Here is a 15,585-nt window from a genome sequence, read left to right on the forward strand (position 1 = left end):
CAGGGGAAATGGCTTAGAAGCGTGCAGTCAAATCAGGACTTGTAACCTCCAGGGACAAAAAGCGACAGGTACAACCTGTTCCCGTTGGTGACTGTGAAACCACGCCAGCCTGAATCTCCCCCTGTAGCGGCATGCCGAAGTAGCGTATTAATTTCCACTCTTCCCCATCAGGTGAATAGAAAAATGAAATGCAGCCCTCTACCTTGCGTACGCGCAGGTATGGATCGGGTACGGGAACTTCAATCGAATTGCAATCGTCAGATGAACCGTCCCGGGTAACCACCGACACAATGGTTGCCGCTTTTCCATCATACTCAAAACAAAGCTTGCACCAGTTTCGTTCATCTGCCATGACCATCAGACATCCGGAGTCATACTGGTGTTTCATGTCCACGGTTAATTGAGTGGTCAGTTCAAAATCACCTGAAACAGGTATCGCCAGGAATGGTGCGGATGTACGGACGTTAATGCCCGCGGGATCCTGGAAAAAGTCTGTATCTGCCTGAGTCTCCACAATGAGTACACCCTCTTCTGTGAAAGACCAGCTTGCAGGTTCATTCATCCAGTTCATTTGGCTTCGCTTTTCTGTTGCAAATACGTTAGACATCTCTTAACCTCCCAAGTTCGTTTTCTGTATTACATATTCTTCCTATATACAGAAAACCCCTTCTCCTACATATTTTTGTAATTTTCGATCGCTTGGGTATGTTTCTGTGGATCAGGCAGGAATAACATAATGACCATCAAGATGACGTACAGTGCAAGAATGACGCTGAACAAAAGTACGGGATGATGATGGTACAGCAATCCTGTCAGATAACCTGATGGAATGGCAGTCAGTGTCATAACCGTCTGTACGGCAGAGAACATATCGGCTTTTTCATGCGTGCCCAGTCTGTTCATAAGCAGGGAATCCCGATACGTCTGCAGTATGAAATTACCGGCTGCAAGCACAATTAATGTCAGGAACAGCATGGCTATGCTTCCAACAGGTATCAGGAGAAACAGCACGGCTCCGATTGTACTTAATATGATGGAAAACCCTACATACTTCTCCTCTGATCGTTGTTTCAGGCGTGGTATGATGACCAGATACAGCAGCATGACCGTTAATGCGGTCACTACCGGGATAAATGAAATCACACGATCATTAAACTTGAGCTGTTCCTTGAAGAAAATGACCTGAAAAAAATTCAGCTGCAGAATCAGATTGGAAAGCACGGTAATCAATATGATCGGAAAGAGTCTTCGTTTATAAAACGATCTGCCAAACAATCGCAAACTTGAAGCAAGGCTGTACAGCACCCTCGTTTGACTATGCATGCCCATCAGCTCTTTTCCAACCTCGGTTTCATCGGTATACCGATTGCGAACGAAGAACATCGCGGTCATCAGAATGCCTCCGACGAAATAGATGCTGGCCAGCGTTGGCACAATACCAAAATCAGCAATAACTACGCCTGCGATTGGCGTTAATACTCCCGCTGCCGTGATAATCATGTTAAGAATGCCGAACACTCTGGAACGCTTATGTTCCTCGACATCCTCAATGATTAGACAGTTGAAGGATACCGTTACAAATTTTGAAGTGGCATTCAGTAGGTAAGCAATCAGAAACAGCCAGAAATTATGCGAAAACGCCCAGATGAACATCGGAATACTCCACGCAACCAGATCAAAGATCAGCGTTGTCCGTTTCCGGCCCAGCTTATTCGTAATAGAGCCCGCAAACAATTGAAATATAAAGGCGAAATAAAGATTCACCGAATTGATCAAACCGATTTCAATGTCCGAAAGCCCGGCTTCCTTCATATATAATGGAGCATAAAACAGGACAATCGTACCCGGGATAGCCCATACCGGTTCAAGTAAAATGGAATACCGCGGATTTCTCGGCAAATCCTGAAGCAGCTTCAATCCATATCCCCCTCTTTCTGCGGATCTTGCCGCCGCGGTGGTTATCCTTCGCAGCGGCAATCCCGAGACTTCTATACTCCTATAAAATGAGAGCTGTTTTGACCGAATTCATCGGCAGGGGCTCCCCGGTACGCAGATGATATCCCACCGTACCGTTGAATGCCTCCTCATAATCAGATAGCAGCTCCTTGGCCGTCACCATGTGCTCCAGCTCTGGAATGCTTTGCGCGAATTTCAATGCCGTACTAATCATCGAATGCACGGCTACGGCGCCAATAATGCTTATCCCATCATTAATCACGTCCGTTGATTTGAATGTCACCTTATAGCTGTCGTCATAGCCCATGGGAATGATTCTTCCCCCTTTGGCAATCATCTCAAATCCAACATGAAGCTGATTCCCTACCGCATCGACTACGATATCAAACTTTTTGTTGTTATTGATTTCGTACACGTTATCCAGCGTCAGTTCCTGAGGATAAAACACATGATCAGCTATTCTTGAAGCAAACTCTTTGCGGTACGGATCTACTTCTGTGCCAACGGTCAGCCGTGCCAATCGTTTGCTTACAAGCTGACACAGGGAACCAATGGCGCCCGAACCCAGAACGAGCACTGAATCACTTGGCTTAACACCTGCTTTCATAAACGTTTGCAGCACACAACCAAGCGGCTCAATCATCATCGCTGTCTCCCAGCTCATGGAATCCGGAATTGGGTAGATATATTTCTCATCCCCCACGTAATATTCCGCAAATGTACCGTGCGTGGTCATGCCTACCTGATAGTCATCGAAGTTTTCGCAATAGATAAACAATCCTTCGCGGCAGTAGGAGCAGGTTCCACAGGATTGAGTGGGATCGATCAGAACCCGGTCGCCTACTTTAAATCCGCGGACTTCGGGGCCCACCTCCACGACCGTACCCACGCCCTCATGACCGATAATCGTTCCCTTGTTTGCCGGAACTTTACCTTTGACAATGTTCAGATCCGTGCCGCAGATGCCTGAGCCATATATTTTGACTTTAACCTGGTTCGGTTTTTGAATGCTTGGTTGTTCAACATCAAGTAACGCTACCTGTTTATGATCCTGATATACGAGTGCTTTCATGGATTATTCCTCCTAGTCGAATCCCCCATAGGGATGAAGTTATAAACGTTTTCGAAATTGTTACTGAGCAAGGTGTTCCTGTTTACGCAGCTCTTTCCAGTCCGAAAGAGTCTGCAAGAGTGCTTCTTCCACCCATAGCAATTCTTCGCGCGTATGGGCGTCCGAGAAAATAAAGTACCCCTTGGTGAAAATGCCGAAGTGTGCCATTTTTTTTACGATAAACTCACGGAAGGGGTCCGATTGGAAGTTATCCTCCGTAATCGAGTGAATGTAGAAGCTTGCATAGGTTCCCTTCAGCGCCAGTTGGTCCGTCAGCCCAAGAAGTACAAGTTCTGCTTCGATCAGATCCATGATTCGGATTGTGGCATCCCGCCAGCTTGGCCATACCTTCGCAGCTTTCATCAATCGTTCACATGCGATGGCTGCTGCAAGTGCAGTGGTCTCACTGGAATGGGCATTACTGAATCTGACTTGTCCTGACAAGGACATCAAATGCTGAGGTCCCATCACGGCTGCGAGGGGCAGTCCGTTCGCCATCCCTTTGGAGATACAGAGCAGATCCGGCCAGATGTCATACTCTCCTGCTGTTGCCTGCTTGCCCATCCGAATGCCCGAAGTGACTTCATCAAAAATCACAATGATATCCAATGATCGGCAAAGGGAAACGACTTGCTCCAGCTGTTCACGCTTCCATTCATTGGGACAGAGCACAATGCATGCGATGTCTTCCGGTGACGCTGTAATCTGAGCTTCAATTCGCTCTGGTGAAGGCTTGTCTACCCAGATCGTTGTACGTTCAATATCTACTGGTATACCGCGCTCTTTCGTTTCGCGACCATAATAACCATAGGCTGACCAGTCATGCCACCCGTGATAGGCTGTTGCAATCACCTTGCTTTTGCCGCTTCCTGCCCTAGCTAGACGCACGGCTCCACTGACAGCGTCAGCACCGCTCTTCGTGAATCGCAGTGAAGGGTATCGCCCACCAAACCGCTGCAGGATGAGGTCAGCACACTCCAGCTCAATGTCAGCCGGGATGGAATAGCTTGTCCCTTTTTTCAACTGATGAATGACGGTCAATTGAACTTCATGCCGTGCATGTCCCCATGGTGCCGTACCCATCGCCATCTCGCAATCCAGCCATTCATTCCCATCAATATCGATAAAGCGGGAATTCCGTGCTTCTGCACAGCATACGGGCGTGTGGCCTGGAAACAACCGTTCAGGTGCTTTGGCAAGTGTACTGCATCCGCTCGGAATAACCTTTTCGACGTGCTCTAACCACTCCAGATTCCGGGTAAACCTTACGGCACGGTCCAGCGTGCTCTCTTTTGATTTCACCTATGTTCCCTCCCTGTACACTTGGTTTAAACGTTAACGGACCTTGGTTCCAGGCCAGCAGCCATCATAGATGCGATCCATCGTAATGACATTGCCATACAAATCGATAATCAGGTCCTTGGCCCGGTGTGCATGTCTCATCTCGATCCAATACCGGTTTTCCAGCAAGCGGGCAAAGTTATCTACCAAAAACAGTAACCGGTTCTCACTATTGATCAGTTCCTTGCCCAGTACCTGCGGCAGCCAGATCGCCCCGTTTGAATTGAAGCGGTTGGAATAATCACGTACCTCTGCAATAGGTGCAATTTCCGCTTCCTCAAGCTTCGTCCAGAACGTATCCGCATCACTTCGCACTTCAGCAAGATCAATGCCGACAATCGGCAGATGTTGGTGCTCGGGTTGATTATCAAGCTGTTCTTTCAAGTGGCTGAACACAAACGGCCAAACATCAGCCTCGATCTCACTGCCCCACTTTTTCCAGAAGCGGGCCAGATTGTTTTTCCGGTTGAAATTTCGATGAATGCCGCTGCTGCGCTCCCAGTGGTAAGCGCGAATGTTCGGATTAATGACCGTATCATAACCGGCGGCACGTGCACGCATCTGGTAATCAAAATCCTCGTATCCATTGAAGAATTTCTCATCCAGGGTACCGATCGTCTCGTAGACTTCCCGCTTCATGCCGAACATGGCGAATACAACCAGCTGCACCGAGAACGTCTCTTTCGGAATATCTTCAGGGGATGCATTCAGGTAAAGGTGTCTGCCGATGGTGTCTGCAAAAGCAATACCACAGTGCTGCACGCCCCCGGTTTGCGGATACAGCAGCACACCGCCAATCATGCCGATTGTAATATCGCTATCCAGCGTCTCTCTCATCATCGACTGCCAATCCGGCTGTAGAATCGTGTCGGAATCCAGAAAGAAAATATAATCTCCCTCAGCTCGCCGCAGTGCACTGTTAATGGACACCGCGCAACCGAGTGGAAAATCATGCTGTAGAATTTCAATCGTTACCCCTTCTCGAACTTCCTGCTTCAGTTTCTCCAGATGTTGAAAGACTGCCGAGCCGGAACCATCGTTGATGAAGATAATCTGTGTGGACGGGCTAACCGTCCGAAGCAGTGAATCCGTGAACAGGTTCAGAATGTTATAATCCTGGTTAACTGGCACAATAATCGTATAAAGCATGGGATCCCTCCTAATTGGATATGATGAAATGCGTTCAAGCTGTTAACTCTGGAAAATATGTCTGGATACCAGCCTCCTTGTTCCGAATATGCTGTCTTAATTTGGTAATGTTTTGGATCTACTAGAAATTTATATCATTTCTTGTAATTATAAAATCTTAAATTCTGAACTCTATTAATATTTGAATATGATCAAAAAAAAACACCTCTGGAGTAATCCCGCACTGCCCGCGCGGTTGACTCTCCAGAGGTATATTTCAGAAGTGGATAAACAAATCAGTTTCTGCCGTAATACAGCTTGCGATTGGTGATATCCACCAGGTACAGAATGTCGACTCCATTGGCATTGCGCTCAACACTGAGCCTTTCTATCGGCTTGCCGGAAGCAATCGATGTTTGGGTCCATCCACCGTTGCCATCCGGAACCGCCATATATGCACGGTCCGTGCCGCTATATTTCGTATAATAGACCCGAACATTTGACCCCGTCCACGTTATATCAATTCCTGCTCTCGTTGCCGTAGCATTGTATACCGTCTGCTGCGTCCATCCGCCTGCATCATAAGAGGCATACTTCACGGAGAAGTTCGTGCTTCCTTCCTCACGGTATCGGTAGACAATCTTCGGATTGCCTGCTGAATCTACGGCCAGCTTGGCGCTCTGGATTCCCGGTCCCCCTGGATCGCCTCCATCCTTGACGTAGGCCTCGGTTGGAGCAAACGGCTGAACGATATCCACATTACTAAGCGATACCGGCGAAGGTATAACACTGCCATCTGCTTTATAGAAAGTACCTGTAGAAGGTCTGTATTTCACGTAAGACAAATCATGACGGAGAGCACTCGAAACAAAAGCAGACCATTCGAACAGGATGTGTAAGTCGCCTTGTGCATCGAAAACCAGATCATTGGGGTAGAATGACCGACCGGCATTCGCACCGACGACCGCCTCTTGACTCCAGCTCGACTGGGCATTGTTCCAGCGATACAAAATTCCAGGACGATATCCAGTCGTGTCATCGCTTGATCGGATCAGAAGATAAACATCACCATTCGGTGCTGTAGTCAGAACAGGGTATGTCCCCTTGAAAGTGGAGAAGGAAGGCATATCGGAAGAATGATTCTGCGGGGCGCCTCCAACGGTATCTGACCTGAAATAACGCCAGCTATCGTTGTGCATGGAAGCAAATACATGAAATCGGCCGCTGCCGTCGCGGGCTATGGAAGGTTGATTGTGCCCGATGTCATCACTATACTGAGCAACGGTACTGCCATTCATCACCGGAATGTTGGACCACGTTCCTGATCCATCCCGTCTTGCAATATTTACAGTATGTGTGCTCTCTGTGCCTCCCGGGCCGTTGTATGCCAAGTAGGCATACTCATTTCCCGTGCCATATGTCTCAAGCGGCGTCCACCATCCCGCCTGATTGCTTGAATCCATGGCATAAGGTACCTCCGTGAGTGTTGCTGCTGCCATACCGGTGCTCGTCGGCAGTACGGATATGAGCAGTGCGGCAACGGCGCCTATCTTCCAGAACCTTCTTTTTCCCAAGATCATTCGCCTCCTTCATGAATGGTGTAACATGAATTCGTAGAGAAAGGATCCCCGGCCGGGAATAATTAAAGCGCTTACAGTTTACTGGGTGCTTGTTAGCGCCATCATCATGGTAACATGAGTTTTCCGTTGTACGTCATATACAAAATCATGCTTTTGATAGAACAAAATTTTGATATTTAAGCTTCAAGATATAATGGAATAGAACATTTCATCACTTCCGGTTTTGCTAAACGTTTTCGAAATATTCAATCGACAAAAAGACCGAATGGGTTACCATTCAGTCTCCTTGGCTCCGAGGTTCGTGACGAATTGGCGCAATGCATGAGATACCCATTTTCGGGTGTGAATGACTAACTGGATTTCGAGTCTGAATTCGCCATGCTCCAGTGGCAATACGGTAAGTTCCTCCCGCCGAATCTCATCGAGCGCAATCATTTGAGGCAAAAGCGAGATACCCGATCCTGCCATAATACTTCGCTTAATCGCCTCAGGGCTTCCCAGTTCCAAGCCTACTTTGTAAGGAATACCGTTCGTCCTCAGCACTCTCTCCAGCAGCTGCCTGTAGTTGCAGGTATCCTCGGGCATAATCCATTCTTCGTCAGCCAGATCGCTCAATTCAATTTTCTGCTTGTTCGCAAGGGGATGATCTGTGTTAACGATGAGGACCAGCGGCTCTTCCCGGATGGTAATCCACTGCAAGCCTGATTCAGATGATGCATTCGCCAGAATAAGTCCCACATCGGCTTCTCCCTCTTTTACTTTCTGCAAAATCATGTCTTCCCGATCGGTCTGCAGCCGAATACCCAGTTCAGGATACTGCTTGCGTGTCGTCTGAATTGGGGCAGGAAGAAAATAGGAAGCGAGCGAATCCATCGTTGCGATAGTAAGCGAACCTCCGCCCTGTTTGGTCAGCTTTTCCTGCGAATGTTCATATATCTCCAGGAGTTGTCCGGAGAGCTTGAACAATTCTTCCCCTGCAGAAGTAAGTCGGATTTTATTGTTATTGTAACGTTCGAATAATTTGACCTGATAGATCTTCTCCAGCTTTTGAATCTGTGTCGTTACACTCGACTGTGCATAGCCAAGCTCTTCTGCCGCCTTGGTGAAACTTTGCCGCACGGCCACTTCACGAAAGGTTTGAAAATAATTCAAATCCATGTTCTTGAACCCTTCCTTATCAAAATAATCGATAACACCTATCATCTATTATAGTTAACTATGATGCCAATTCCCATGGTAAAGTGAATTTATTGTCATTTCAACATAAATGGAGGCCATATTATGCTAACCGAACAACAGATTCAAGGTATTTATGTACCGGTAATCACCCCTTTTACGAAGGATAATCAGCTCGATATCCCTTCCTTTCGGAACTACATCACACATATGGCGAATAGCGGAATTCATGGTTTGGTTATTAACGGCACTACTGGAGAGTCACCTACGGTTTCATGGGATGAAGTGGAGCAGCTCGTTCAAGTCACGAAGGAAACCTTGCAAAGCATAAATAAAACGATACCTATCGTCGTTGGGACCGGAACCAACGATACAGCATCAACGGTTAAACGAACACAAATGGCTGGTGAACTCGGTGCGGACGCCGTTCTTGTGGTAACTCCCTACTACAACAGACCAACAGAGGAAGGCATTTTTGAACATTTCCGAGTGACTGCCGAAGCGGGAGTACCCATTATTGTATACGAAATCCCTGCACGCACGGGTGTCCGTGTCTCGGTGGATACGATGAAAAGAATCATGAACTTAGACGGGGTTATTGGCCTTAAGGACAGCACCAACGGCGTGGAATTAATGTCGGAACTGGTACGAAGCGGATCCAAACCTATCCTGTGCGGGGATGATGCATTCTTTTACGACATGATAAGTAAAGGTGCTGCTGGTGGCATGCTGGCATCTGCCAATATTAACACGGAGCAATTCATTGAGGTGTATGATCGCTTCATCGCTGGAGACAAGGATGGCTCGCTCGAGCTGTTCAATGAGCTCGCTCCTTTTATTGACCACCTCTTTGCAGAGCCGGCTCCTGCCATGCTCAAATGGCTGCTTGTCAATCAAGGAATCATTACTTCCGATCAACTGCGCCTGCCGCTCATGCCGGCATCTGATCAATTAAAAGCCAAAATGGATCAATACACGGTGAGCAGTAACGTAGTAGGTTAAACCTTATAATTAAACGTCCATGCATAGACAACAAAAGCCGCAGATCTGCGGCTTTTTCAATATGCTTCATCATGAAATTCTAAATACAAGAACTAGCCGAATTCGTAATCATCACCTACGTTCTTACTTCGCAACAAAGCCATGATAAAAAGTATCCACCACGAGTGCCGCTGCCGACTTTCTGGCAATATCGCCACTGATGACCTGCTGCCAGGTAAGAAACAAAATGGAATACAGTACATCGACAATCCAGTTCTTATCCACATTTTGACGAAAGTACCCTTTTTGCTGCAGCAGACCGACTACATGCAATATGGGTTCTCGCAACTTCAGATCGGCCCCCTCGATCTCAGGATTGTAGTGAATGGTTGCATCATGGGTTAGAAAATAGATTTTATCCCCTAACGGAATAAGTGCTTCGATGAGCTCCGGTATGTACTTCTCACAGTTCTCTTCATCCAGTTGGATATTCTGCATCGCCTGATTAACAACCTCAATGGCACGTAATCCCAGATACACCATCAGCTGCTCCCGGCTCTCGACGTATCGATGCAATGTAGCAATGCCGATATTGGCCGACTCGGCAATTTCATTCATGGACGCATTCGGTTTCTCAATCAGCAGCTTGGTAGCTTCATCCAGAATGCTGTTTAGCCTCGTTTGTTTAATGGAGGTCATTTCTTTTTTCATTATCGTTCACACCTTTTGGAGAGATTCAAGATTCATTCAATCCAATGATTCAATTATCTCTCATATGATCGTCATATCTACATGGCATTATAACACAAGCATCTTCTATGGTGGTGTGTTCAGGGTAACCAGGTATCCCATGAAGACAAAAGTAAAAACGAACCCAGAGTCCTAGTAAGGATCTGAGTTCGTCACATACCGCTGCAGAAATGCTATTCATTTGATGAATAATTTAGTATAAGGGCTTCACGTGTCTGTTCATCATAACGGATCCAGAGCTCATCGCCGATCTCTACACCGAATACAGGGTCTATCGACTGATAAATTTCATAGCTCTGTCCACCTCGATCTACAGTAATCAGCGCCAAGGGGCGCTCGCCGGCTGTGATTCCTTCATACGTGACAGAGCGAATCGTTGCCGCACCCTGTTTGCCTTTCGCTAAACGAAGCTCACGCTCATAATCTTCACGTTTCATATGCATTGGAATCCGCGTGCCGTTCTGAACAATAGTCCCCGATGGTACGAACAGGCTGTTTGTTTTGCGGATGCTGTCCTCACCACTTGTTATGATCAAATCCATGATCAGCAGTTCCCGATCCAGAAACTCTGTCTCCTTCTTCTCGATTCGGACAACTTCAGCTTCCAATGGTAATTGATCGGTGAGTTCGGAAGTACCCACGCCATAAGACTGAAGGCGAACCTGGCCTCCAGCCATAATCAACGTTGCAGCGGTCCCTTCACGGTAGTTGAAGCCTGGGGGCTGCACAACCGGCACCTCGTATTCTTCTTCATCCGCTGTAAAATGGAGCAGGAGGACCTTGCCGCGATTGAGGAATCCATAATGATCAATACGTTCAAGAACAGCATGATGTATGGTTGATGGCATCTGGGCCTGTACATCCTCATCGGATATCAACATGGCCTTGTCCTTTTCCCGATTATAGCTGATAACTACCTGATCGCCGATACGATTAACATTCAGGAGAGAGATCACCTTTTTGAGTTCAACCTCCTTCCGTTCACCATCCACCTCGAAACGAATTTTGAAGCGAACCAGCGGCTGATTGTTGACGTAGGTGCCTGTCTCTGCCATCTCCATGATCGTACCATTCAACAGTTCACCCTCGTTAATCAGCTGTGTTCGCCTTTTAAATATTAGTGGCAGGACGAACTGTGGCACGATGATTACTAACAGCGGAATGGCGAGCCAAACTGCCCAGTTGAGGACAAGCCCCCCCCCATCACCAATATGACCTAGGAAACCACGGAAGGATAACTGTCCTTCATTCGCTGTTCTGATCCATTCGAGCATCTGATCCTTCGTCTGAATATGGACTAGTCCTGTCTCCACGTTCATGGCGCCTGCCACTTGTTCGCCGCCCGAGTAATAGAGCGTATCATCTTCAAGAGCTTTGTAAAATTCAACCTCCGTGTTCTTCAGATCCTCATATGTTAATTGCCCCACCATTGCTCCTACATCCATGAAAGACTTTTTCTTATCATTGTAGATATAACCGCGAACTTCACCTTGTTTCTCATCCTCCATGGAAGATCCAACAATGAAAATCTCCTGGTCATTCAATAAGAATACACTCGCTTGGTATACCGGTTTGGGAGTGTTAACGACAGATCCCCACTCATTCGTTTTGGCATTATAGAAACGGACTTGTTTGGGATTGGAATCCTGGGCGCGAACCAACCGGGTGTATTCAATGCCGAATGATTCGGCAAACGTATTGGAAGCCTGTTCCTGTGCAAGGAAAATACCTACATCCTCAGTCTGGACCTTCACAGCCGGAAGTCCATCCTGTTGAAGAATTCCACTCACATAGGCCCTTTGGCCATGTTCAAGTACGACTTCAAATAAAGGAACAGGTAGTTCGTTTTTGAAGCTCCCGTCTACATCAGAGATACTATCCGGATCCGACGGAAGTACATCTGGACTATTAAGAATCTCTAGTTTTACTTCTGCGTCCCTGACCTCTGCAAGGTATGTCGTTGAACCTGATGTTTCTCCATTCACAATGAGCCTGCCACGCCATGCATGTAAACCTGCCCAAGGAGTATCGAGCTGCATTGTACTTCGGGCTAATTCTGTCACTTCTCCCGTATCCCGTACGTGAGTCAGCTGTAAGCTCTGACTGCTATCTAATGTTGGGATGATCACACCGTTATTCTGATATGTAGTTGCTGCTAATGGACCTTGTGAATTGGCACGGATCATTTGTTCTTTGATCAGGTTTCCCGTGTTAGCCTCATATAGGTGGAGCCTCGAATACTCGCCGTCCATTTCATCCGTTAAAGCTACAATTTTGTTCCCCCCATCAAGATAATACATGCCTGTCAGATTGGAGTATTGATCTTGGACTCTCATAACCCCACCTCGATAATCATTCCAGATCTGTACAGTTAAGATCATCGCAGGAACAAAAAATACGAGAATTGTAAACGGAATTCTATTCTTCTTCTTTTTCAAAAAACCTCCCCCTTTCGCACATCTAAACATTATTAATAATTTTCATGTTATAAGCAACTTTTTTAAAATTCAGAAAATGAAAAAAGCCGCGAATATCGCGACTTCTTCTGAATCATACCAATATGGAAATGAGGATCGGCAGTGAGATCAGTGACAGCACGGAGCTCATGACAAAGGATGATGCCGTCTCAACCTCAAGTGTATCGAACCTCGATGCAATCATCGCAGCTACGGCTGAACCTGGAAAGGATACAAGCAGGATGACCATAGTCATGTCGGTGGATGATAATCCCATTAACAATGCAAACATATACGTAAATAACGGCAGAGCAATCACTTTCAACAGCGAAATGCTGATGGCATTCAGGCTGAATTTGATCCGGTTAATACCCACCGTTACCCCGATTGCAAACAAGGCTGCTCCGGATGTAATGCTACCGATCTGATCAAAGGAGCTTTGCAGCAGCTGAGGTGACTGGAAGCCAACAAGTGTCAGGATTACACCCAGAAGCGGAATGCAGGCAAGCGGTTCTTTCAGACCATGGATGATGGAATGGACTGTAAGTTTAAACAAGCTCTCGCCATGACCACTCTGCTTGCCCTCTTCCGTTTTCTTCCCCACAGAACTGACAATGGTCGCAATTGGATCAAGCAGCGCATTAACTACAATGCCCGTAATTGCAATTGGAATGGTGACTTCAGCGGCACCGAACAGGTTACCCAAAACCGGAATCCCCATAAATGCAAACGAAGGTTGAGTAGCATTCAACGAAAAGATCGATGACTGGCTAAGGTTTACTTTGAAAATGAAACGCATCACCAACAGTAGTACAACATAGAAGCCGATGATTCCCAGGAATATGGTCATGAAGAATGGCCACTTATCAATCAGGGTCTCTTTTTTTGTCGTTGTGATACCAATGAACAAATGTGCCGGCAGCGCAAACTTGGTCACTAGTGTATTCAGGCCTTTGGAGGATGCGGAGTTAAATACTTTGAAGTAGCCTCCAAAAAAACCGAGTAAAATTACAAAAAATATAGGGATTAATATAATGAAAATGTCACTTACTGACATGTTGGTCAAACCTCCATTTATGATCTGAGCATTTGCAACAATTCAACAAATGACAATAATTTTGATCATGTGATATGTTATTTTCAATTTTGGACACAGCCAAGGAATACCTGTACGCATGGACAGGTATTCCCTTCGGTGTGACGTATTGTCATATTAAAACCATTGCGTGTTTACGTTTATTAAACTGCTGCAAGGATAGGTCTGTATACAGGATGCCACATGGCTTCCTTAATGGCCTCTTCCACGTTTTCAAGTTCCCGGCGGGCGACGCCGTCTTCTATTGCTGCTTTGGCTACAGCAACTGCCACTTTGTAAGAAACATTCTGCAATTCTTTCACTCTTGGCAGCAGTGGTGCTCCTGGTTCAGAAGAATCCACTGCACCAGCAACCGCGATCGCCGCTGCTGTAAACATATTTTTCGTAAATTTCGAAGCTTTGGATACAATAGCTCCCAGTCCCAGACCAGGGAAAACAAACGCATTGTTGGATTGACCGATCTCAAACTGGATGTCATTATACATTACGGGTTCAAATGGGCTTCCTGTCGCGATCAATGCTTTGCCATCTGTCCATTCAATTAGGCTTTTCGGAGCTGCTTCGGCAAGGGATGTTGGATTGGACATCGGCATAATGATTGGACGTTCCACATGCTTCGCCATTTCCTTAACAACCTGTTCATTGAAGGCACCTGTAACACCAGATGTACCGATAAGAATGGTCGGTTTAATACGGCTAACAGCTTCAAGCAGATTTACCTGACCCTGTTCATCCCGATTCCAATCCTGGATTTCCTCCGCTTGACGTACATATGGCTTCTGGAATTCAAACAATCCCTCGATCTCGTCCGTCAAGATACCACGATAATCGAACGCCCAGAAACGATTCTCTGCTTCTTCCTGTGTAAGTCCTTCTTCCATCATGGCATCTCTGATTTGATCCGCATTACCAATACCGGCAGCCCCTGGGCCAAATACAAGCACACGATGCTCACGAAGAGGTACACCCGTAACTTGAACACCTGACATCACAGCAGCAAGTGTGACTGCACCCGTTCCTTGAATATCATCATTGAAGGTGAGCAGCTCTTCTCCATATGTATGGATGATATTTCTGGCATTTACGCTGCCCATGTCTTCCCAGTGAAGCAGAACGTCCGGGAACCATTTGGTCGTTTCCTTCACAAAAGCTTCAATAAACTGATCATACTTCTCACCGCGGATACGTTCATGACGATTTCCCACATATAATGGATCATTCAGCAATGTAGGATTGTTGGTTCCCACATCAAGTACCACTGGAAGCACTCGGCTTGGGTCAACCCCTACGGCAGCGGTGTACACCGCCAGTTTACCGATAGCAATGTTAATTCCGCCTACACCCCAGTCTCCGATGCCAAGGATGCTTTCCGAGTCGGTTACCACAATGAGATCCACGTCTCCAGCTTGCAGACCGCTGTTCCGGAATGCCTCCTCCAGGCCGTCCATATCGTTAATGGATAGATACACTCCGCCAGGTCTGTGGTATTGATGGCTATATTCCTGAATCGCTTGCCCGACCGTAGGTGTATATACAATCGGCAGCATTTCACTAAGATGTTCTTTTAATAAACGATAAAAAAGGACAATGTTTCGGTTGAACAAGTCATTCAGCATGATGCTTTTGCGCAAATTATCAGATTCATTTTGCAGCTGCTGGTATACCCGGCTCACCTGTTCTTCAATATTTAATACCATTGGCGGCAAAATGCCGTTCAGGTTAAGTTCTTTTCTCTCTTCTTCGGTAAAGGCAATACCCTTGTTCAGCATTGGATTGGATAGAACATCTTTACCTCTTAATTGTGTTTTCAGATTCCCGCTCGAATCAACAAAAAATGTGTTCATTACTAATAGCCTTCTTTCATGATGTCTCTTTAGTTTCTTTTTTACACTAGGTAACTTAAAGTTAGTTGTTAACCTTCCGATGACAATTATATGACTTTTTTTCTTTGATGTAAACGAAGTTGTGAAACTTTCATGAAAGGAATTTAGTTACTATTCGATAAATAAT

Annotated in this window: 12 protein-coding genes; 1 reads left to right on the top strand and 11 read right to left on the bottom strand. The window is 46.4% G+C overall.

Annotation, left to right across the window (positions count from 1 at the left end):
• Positions 1 to 13: 13 nt before the first annotated feature.
• The 7 genes from MH144_RS05655 to MH144_RS05685 form a co-directional block, all read right to left on the bottom strand.
• On the bottom strand, positions 14 to 607 hold the full coding sequence (locus MH144_RS05655; RefSeq protein WP_239298233.1) for a DUF1349 domain-containing protein: 594 nt from the start codon (positions 605 to 607) through the stop codon (positions 14 to 16).
• Positions 608 to 672: 65 nt separating this feature from the next.
• Positions 673 to 1,917, bottom strand: a complete 1,245-nt coding sequence (locus MH144_RS05660) for an MFS transporter (protein ID WP_239298235.1) — start codon at positions 1,915 to 1,917, stop codon at positions 673 to 675.
• A gap of 79 nt (positions 1,918 to 1,996) precedes the next feature.
• Entirely contained in the window at positions 1,997 to 3,028 is a 1,032-nt protein-coding gene (locus tag MH144_RS05665) for a zinc-dependent alcohol dehydrogenase (RefSeq protein ID WP_239298237.1), read from the bottom strand.
• Positions 3,029 to 3,088: 60 nt separating this feature from the next.
• Positions 3,089 to 4,369, bottom strand: a complete 1,281-nt coding sequence (locus MH144_RS05670; RefSeq protein WP_239298239.1) for an aminotransferase class III-fold pyridoxal phosphate-dependent enzyme — start codon at positions 4,367 to 4,369, stop codon at positions 3,089 to 3,091.
• A 33-nt stretch (positions 4,370 to 4,402) separates the two neighbouring features.
• Positions 4,403 to 5,557 carry a glycosyltransferase family 2 protein gene (locus MH144_RS05675; protein ID WP_239298241.1) on the bottom strand — a complete coding sequence of 385 codons (1,155 nt, stop codon included), beginning with the start codon at positions 5,555 to 5,557 and terminating at the stop codon, positions 4,403 to 4,405.
• Positions 5,558 to 5,832: 275 nt separating this feature from the next.
• A complete protein-coding gene (locus tag MH144_RS05680; RefSeq protein ID WP_239298243.1) occupies positions 5,833 to 7,110 on the bottom strand; it encodes a BNR-4 repeat-containing protein in 1,278 nt (425 codons plus the stop codon).
• 276 nt (positions 7,111 to 7,386) lie between these two features.
• The gene (locus MH144_RS05685) at positions 7,387 to 8,274 is read right to left on the bottom strand and encodes a LysR family transcriptional regulator (protein ID WP_239299274.1); all 888 of its coding nucleotides are present in this window, start codon (positions 8,272 to 8,274) and stop codon (positions 7,387 to 7,389) included.
• A gap of 123 nt (positions 8,275 to 8,397) precedes the next feature.
• Between MH144_RS05685 and dapA the strand changes: the two genes are divergently transcribed.
• Entirely contained in the window at positions 8,398 to 9,294 is an 897-nt protein-coding gene (gene dapA / locus MH144_RS05690) for a 4-hydroxy-tetrahydrodipicolinate synthase (RefSeq protein ID WP_239298245.1), read from the top strand.
• Between the two features lie 123 nt (positions 9,295 to 9,417).
• On the opposite strand, the gene MH144_RS05695 is transcribed toward dapA, so the two are convergent.
• From MH144_RS05695 to MH144_RS05710, 4 genes are all read right to left on the bottom strand, one after another.
• Positions 9,418 to 9,984 carry a TetR/AcrR family transcriptional regulator gene (locus MH144_RS05695; RefSeq protein ID WP_239298246.1) on the bottom strand — a complete coding sequence of 189 codons (567 nt, stop codon included), beginning with the start codon at positions 9,982 to 9,984 and terminating at the stop codon, positions 9,418 to 9,420.
• A 212-nt stretch (positions 9,985 to 10,196) separates the two neighbouring features.
• Complete coding sequence (locus tag MH144_RS05700) at positions 10,197 to 12,461, bottom strand: hypothetical protein (RefSeq protein ID WP_239298247.1); 2,265 nt, start codon at positions 12,459 to 12,461, stop codon at positions 10,197 to 10,199.
• 112 nt (positions 12,462 to 12,573) lie between these two features.
• Entirely contained in the window at positions 12,574 to 13,536 is a 963-nt protein-coding gene (locus tag MH144_RS05705) for an AEC family transporter (protein ID WP_193721676.1), read from the bottom strand.
• Between the two features lie 182 nt (positions 13,537 to 13,718).
• Complete coding sequence (locus MH144_RS05710) at positions 13,719 to 15,419, bottom strand: NAD-dependent malic enzyme (protein ID WP_239298248.1); 1,701 nt, start codon at positions 15,417 to 15,419, stop codon at positions 13,719 to 13,721.
• Positions 15,420 to 15,585 lie beyond the last annotated feature (166 nt).

Source organism: Paenibacillus sp. ACRRY (assembly GCF_022346995.1).
Classification (GTDB): Bacteria; Bacillota; Bacilli; order Paenibacillales; family Paenibacillaceae; genus Paenibacillus.

Excerpts from the sequence above, each read along its gene's own strand:
- MH144_RS05655 (WP_239298233.1), bottom strand. The coding sequence starts at position 607 with ATGTCTAACGTATTTGCAACAGAAAAGCGAAGCCAAATGAACTGGATG.
- MH144_RS05665 (WP_239298237.1), bottom strand. The coding sequence starts at position 3,028 with ATGAAAGCACTCGTATATCAGGATCATAAACAGGTAGCGTTACTTGAT.
- MH144_RS05675 (WP_239298241.1), bottom strand. The coding sequence starts at position 5,557 with ATGCTTTATACGATTATTGTGCCAGTTAACCAGGATTATAACATTCTG.
- MH144_RS05685 (WP_239299274.1), bottom strand. The coding sequence starts at position 8,274 with ATGGATTTGAATTATTTTCAAACCTTTCGTGAAGTGGCCGTGCGGCAA.
- dapA (WP_239298245.1), top strand. The coding sequence starts at position 8,398 with ATGCTAACCGAACAACAGATTCAAGGTATTTATGTACCGGTAATCACC.
- MH144_RS05695 (WP_239298246.1), bottom strand. The coding sequence starts at position 9,984 with ATGAAAAAAGAAATGACCTCCATTAAACAAACGAGGCTAAACAGCATT.
- MH144_RS05705 (WP_193721676.1), bottom strand. The coding sequence starts at position 13,536 with ATGTCAGTAAGTGACATTTTCATTATATTAATCCCTATATTTTTTGTA.
- MH144_RS05710 (WP_239298248.1), bottom strand. The coding sequence starts at position 15,419 with ATGAACACATTTTTTGTTGATTCGAGCGGGAATCTGAAAACACAATTA.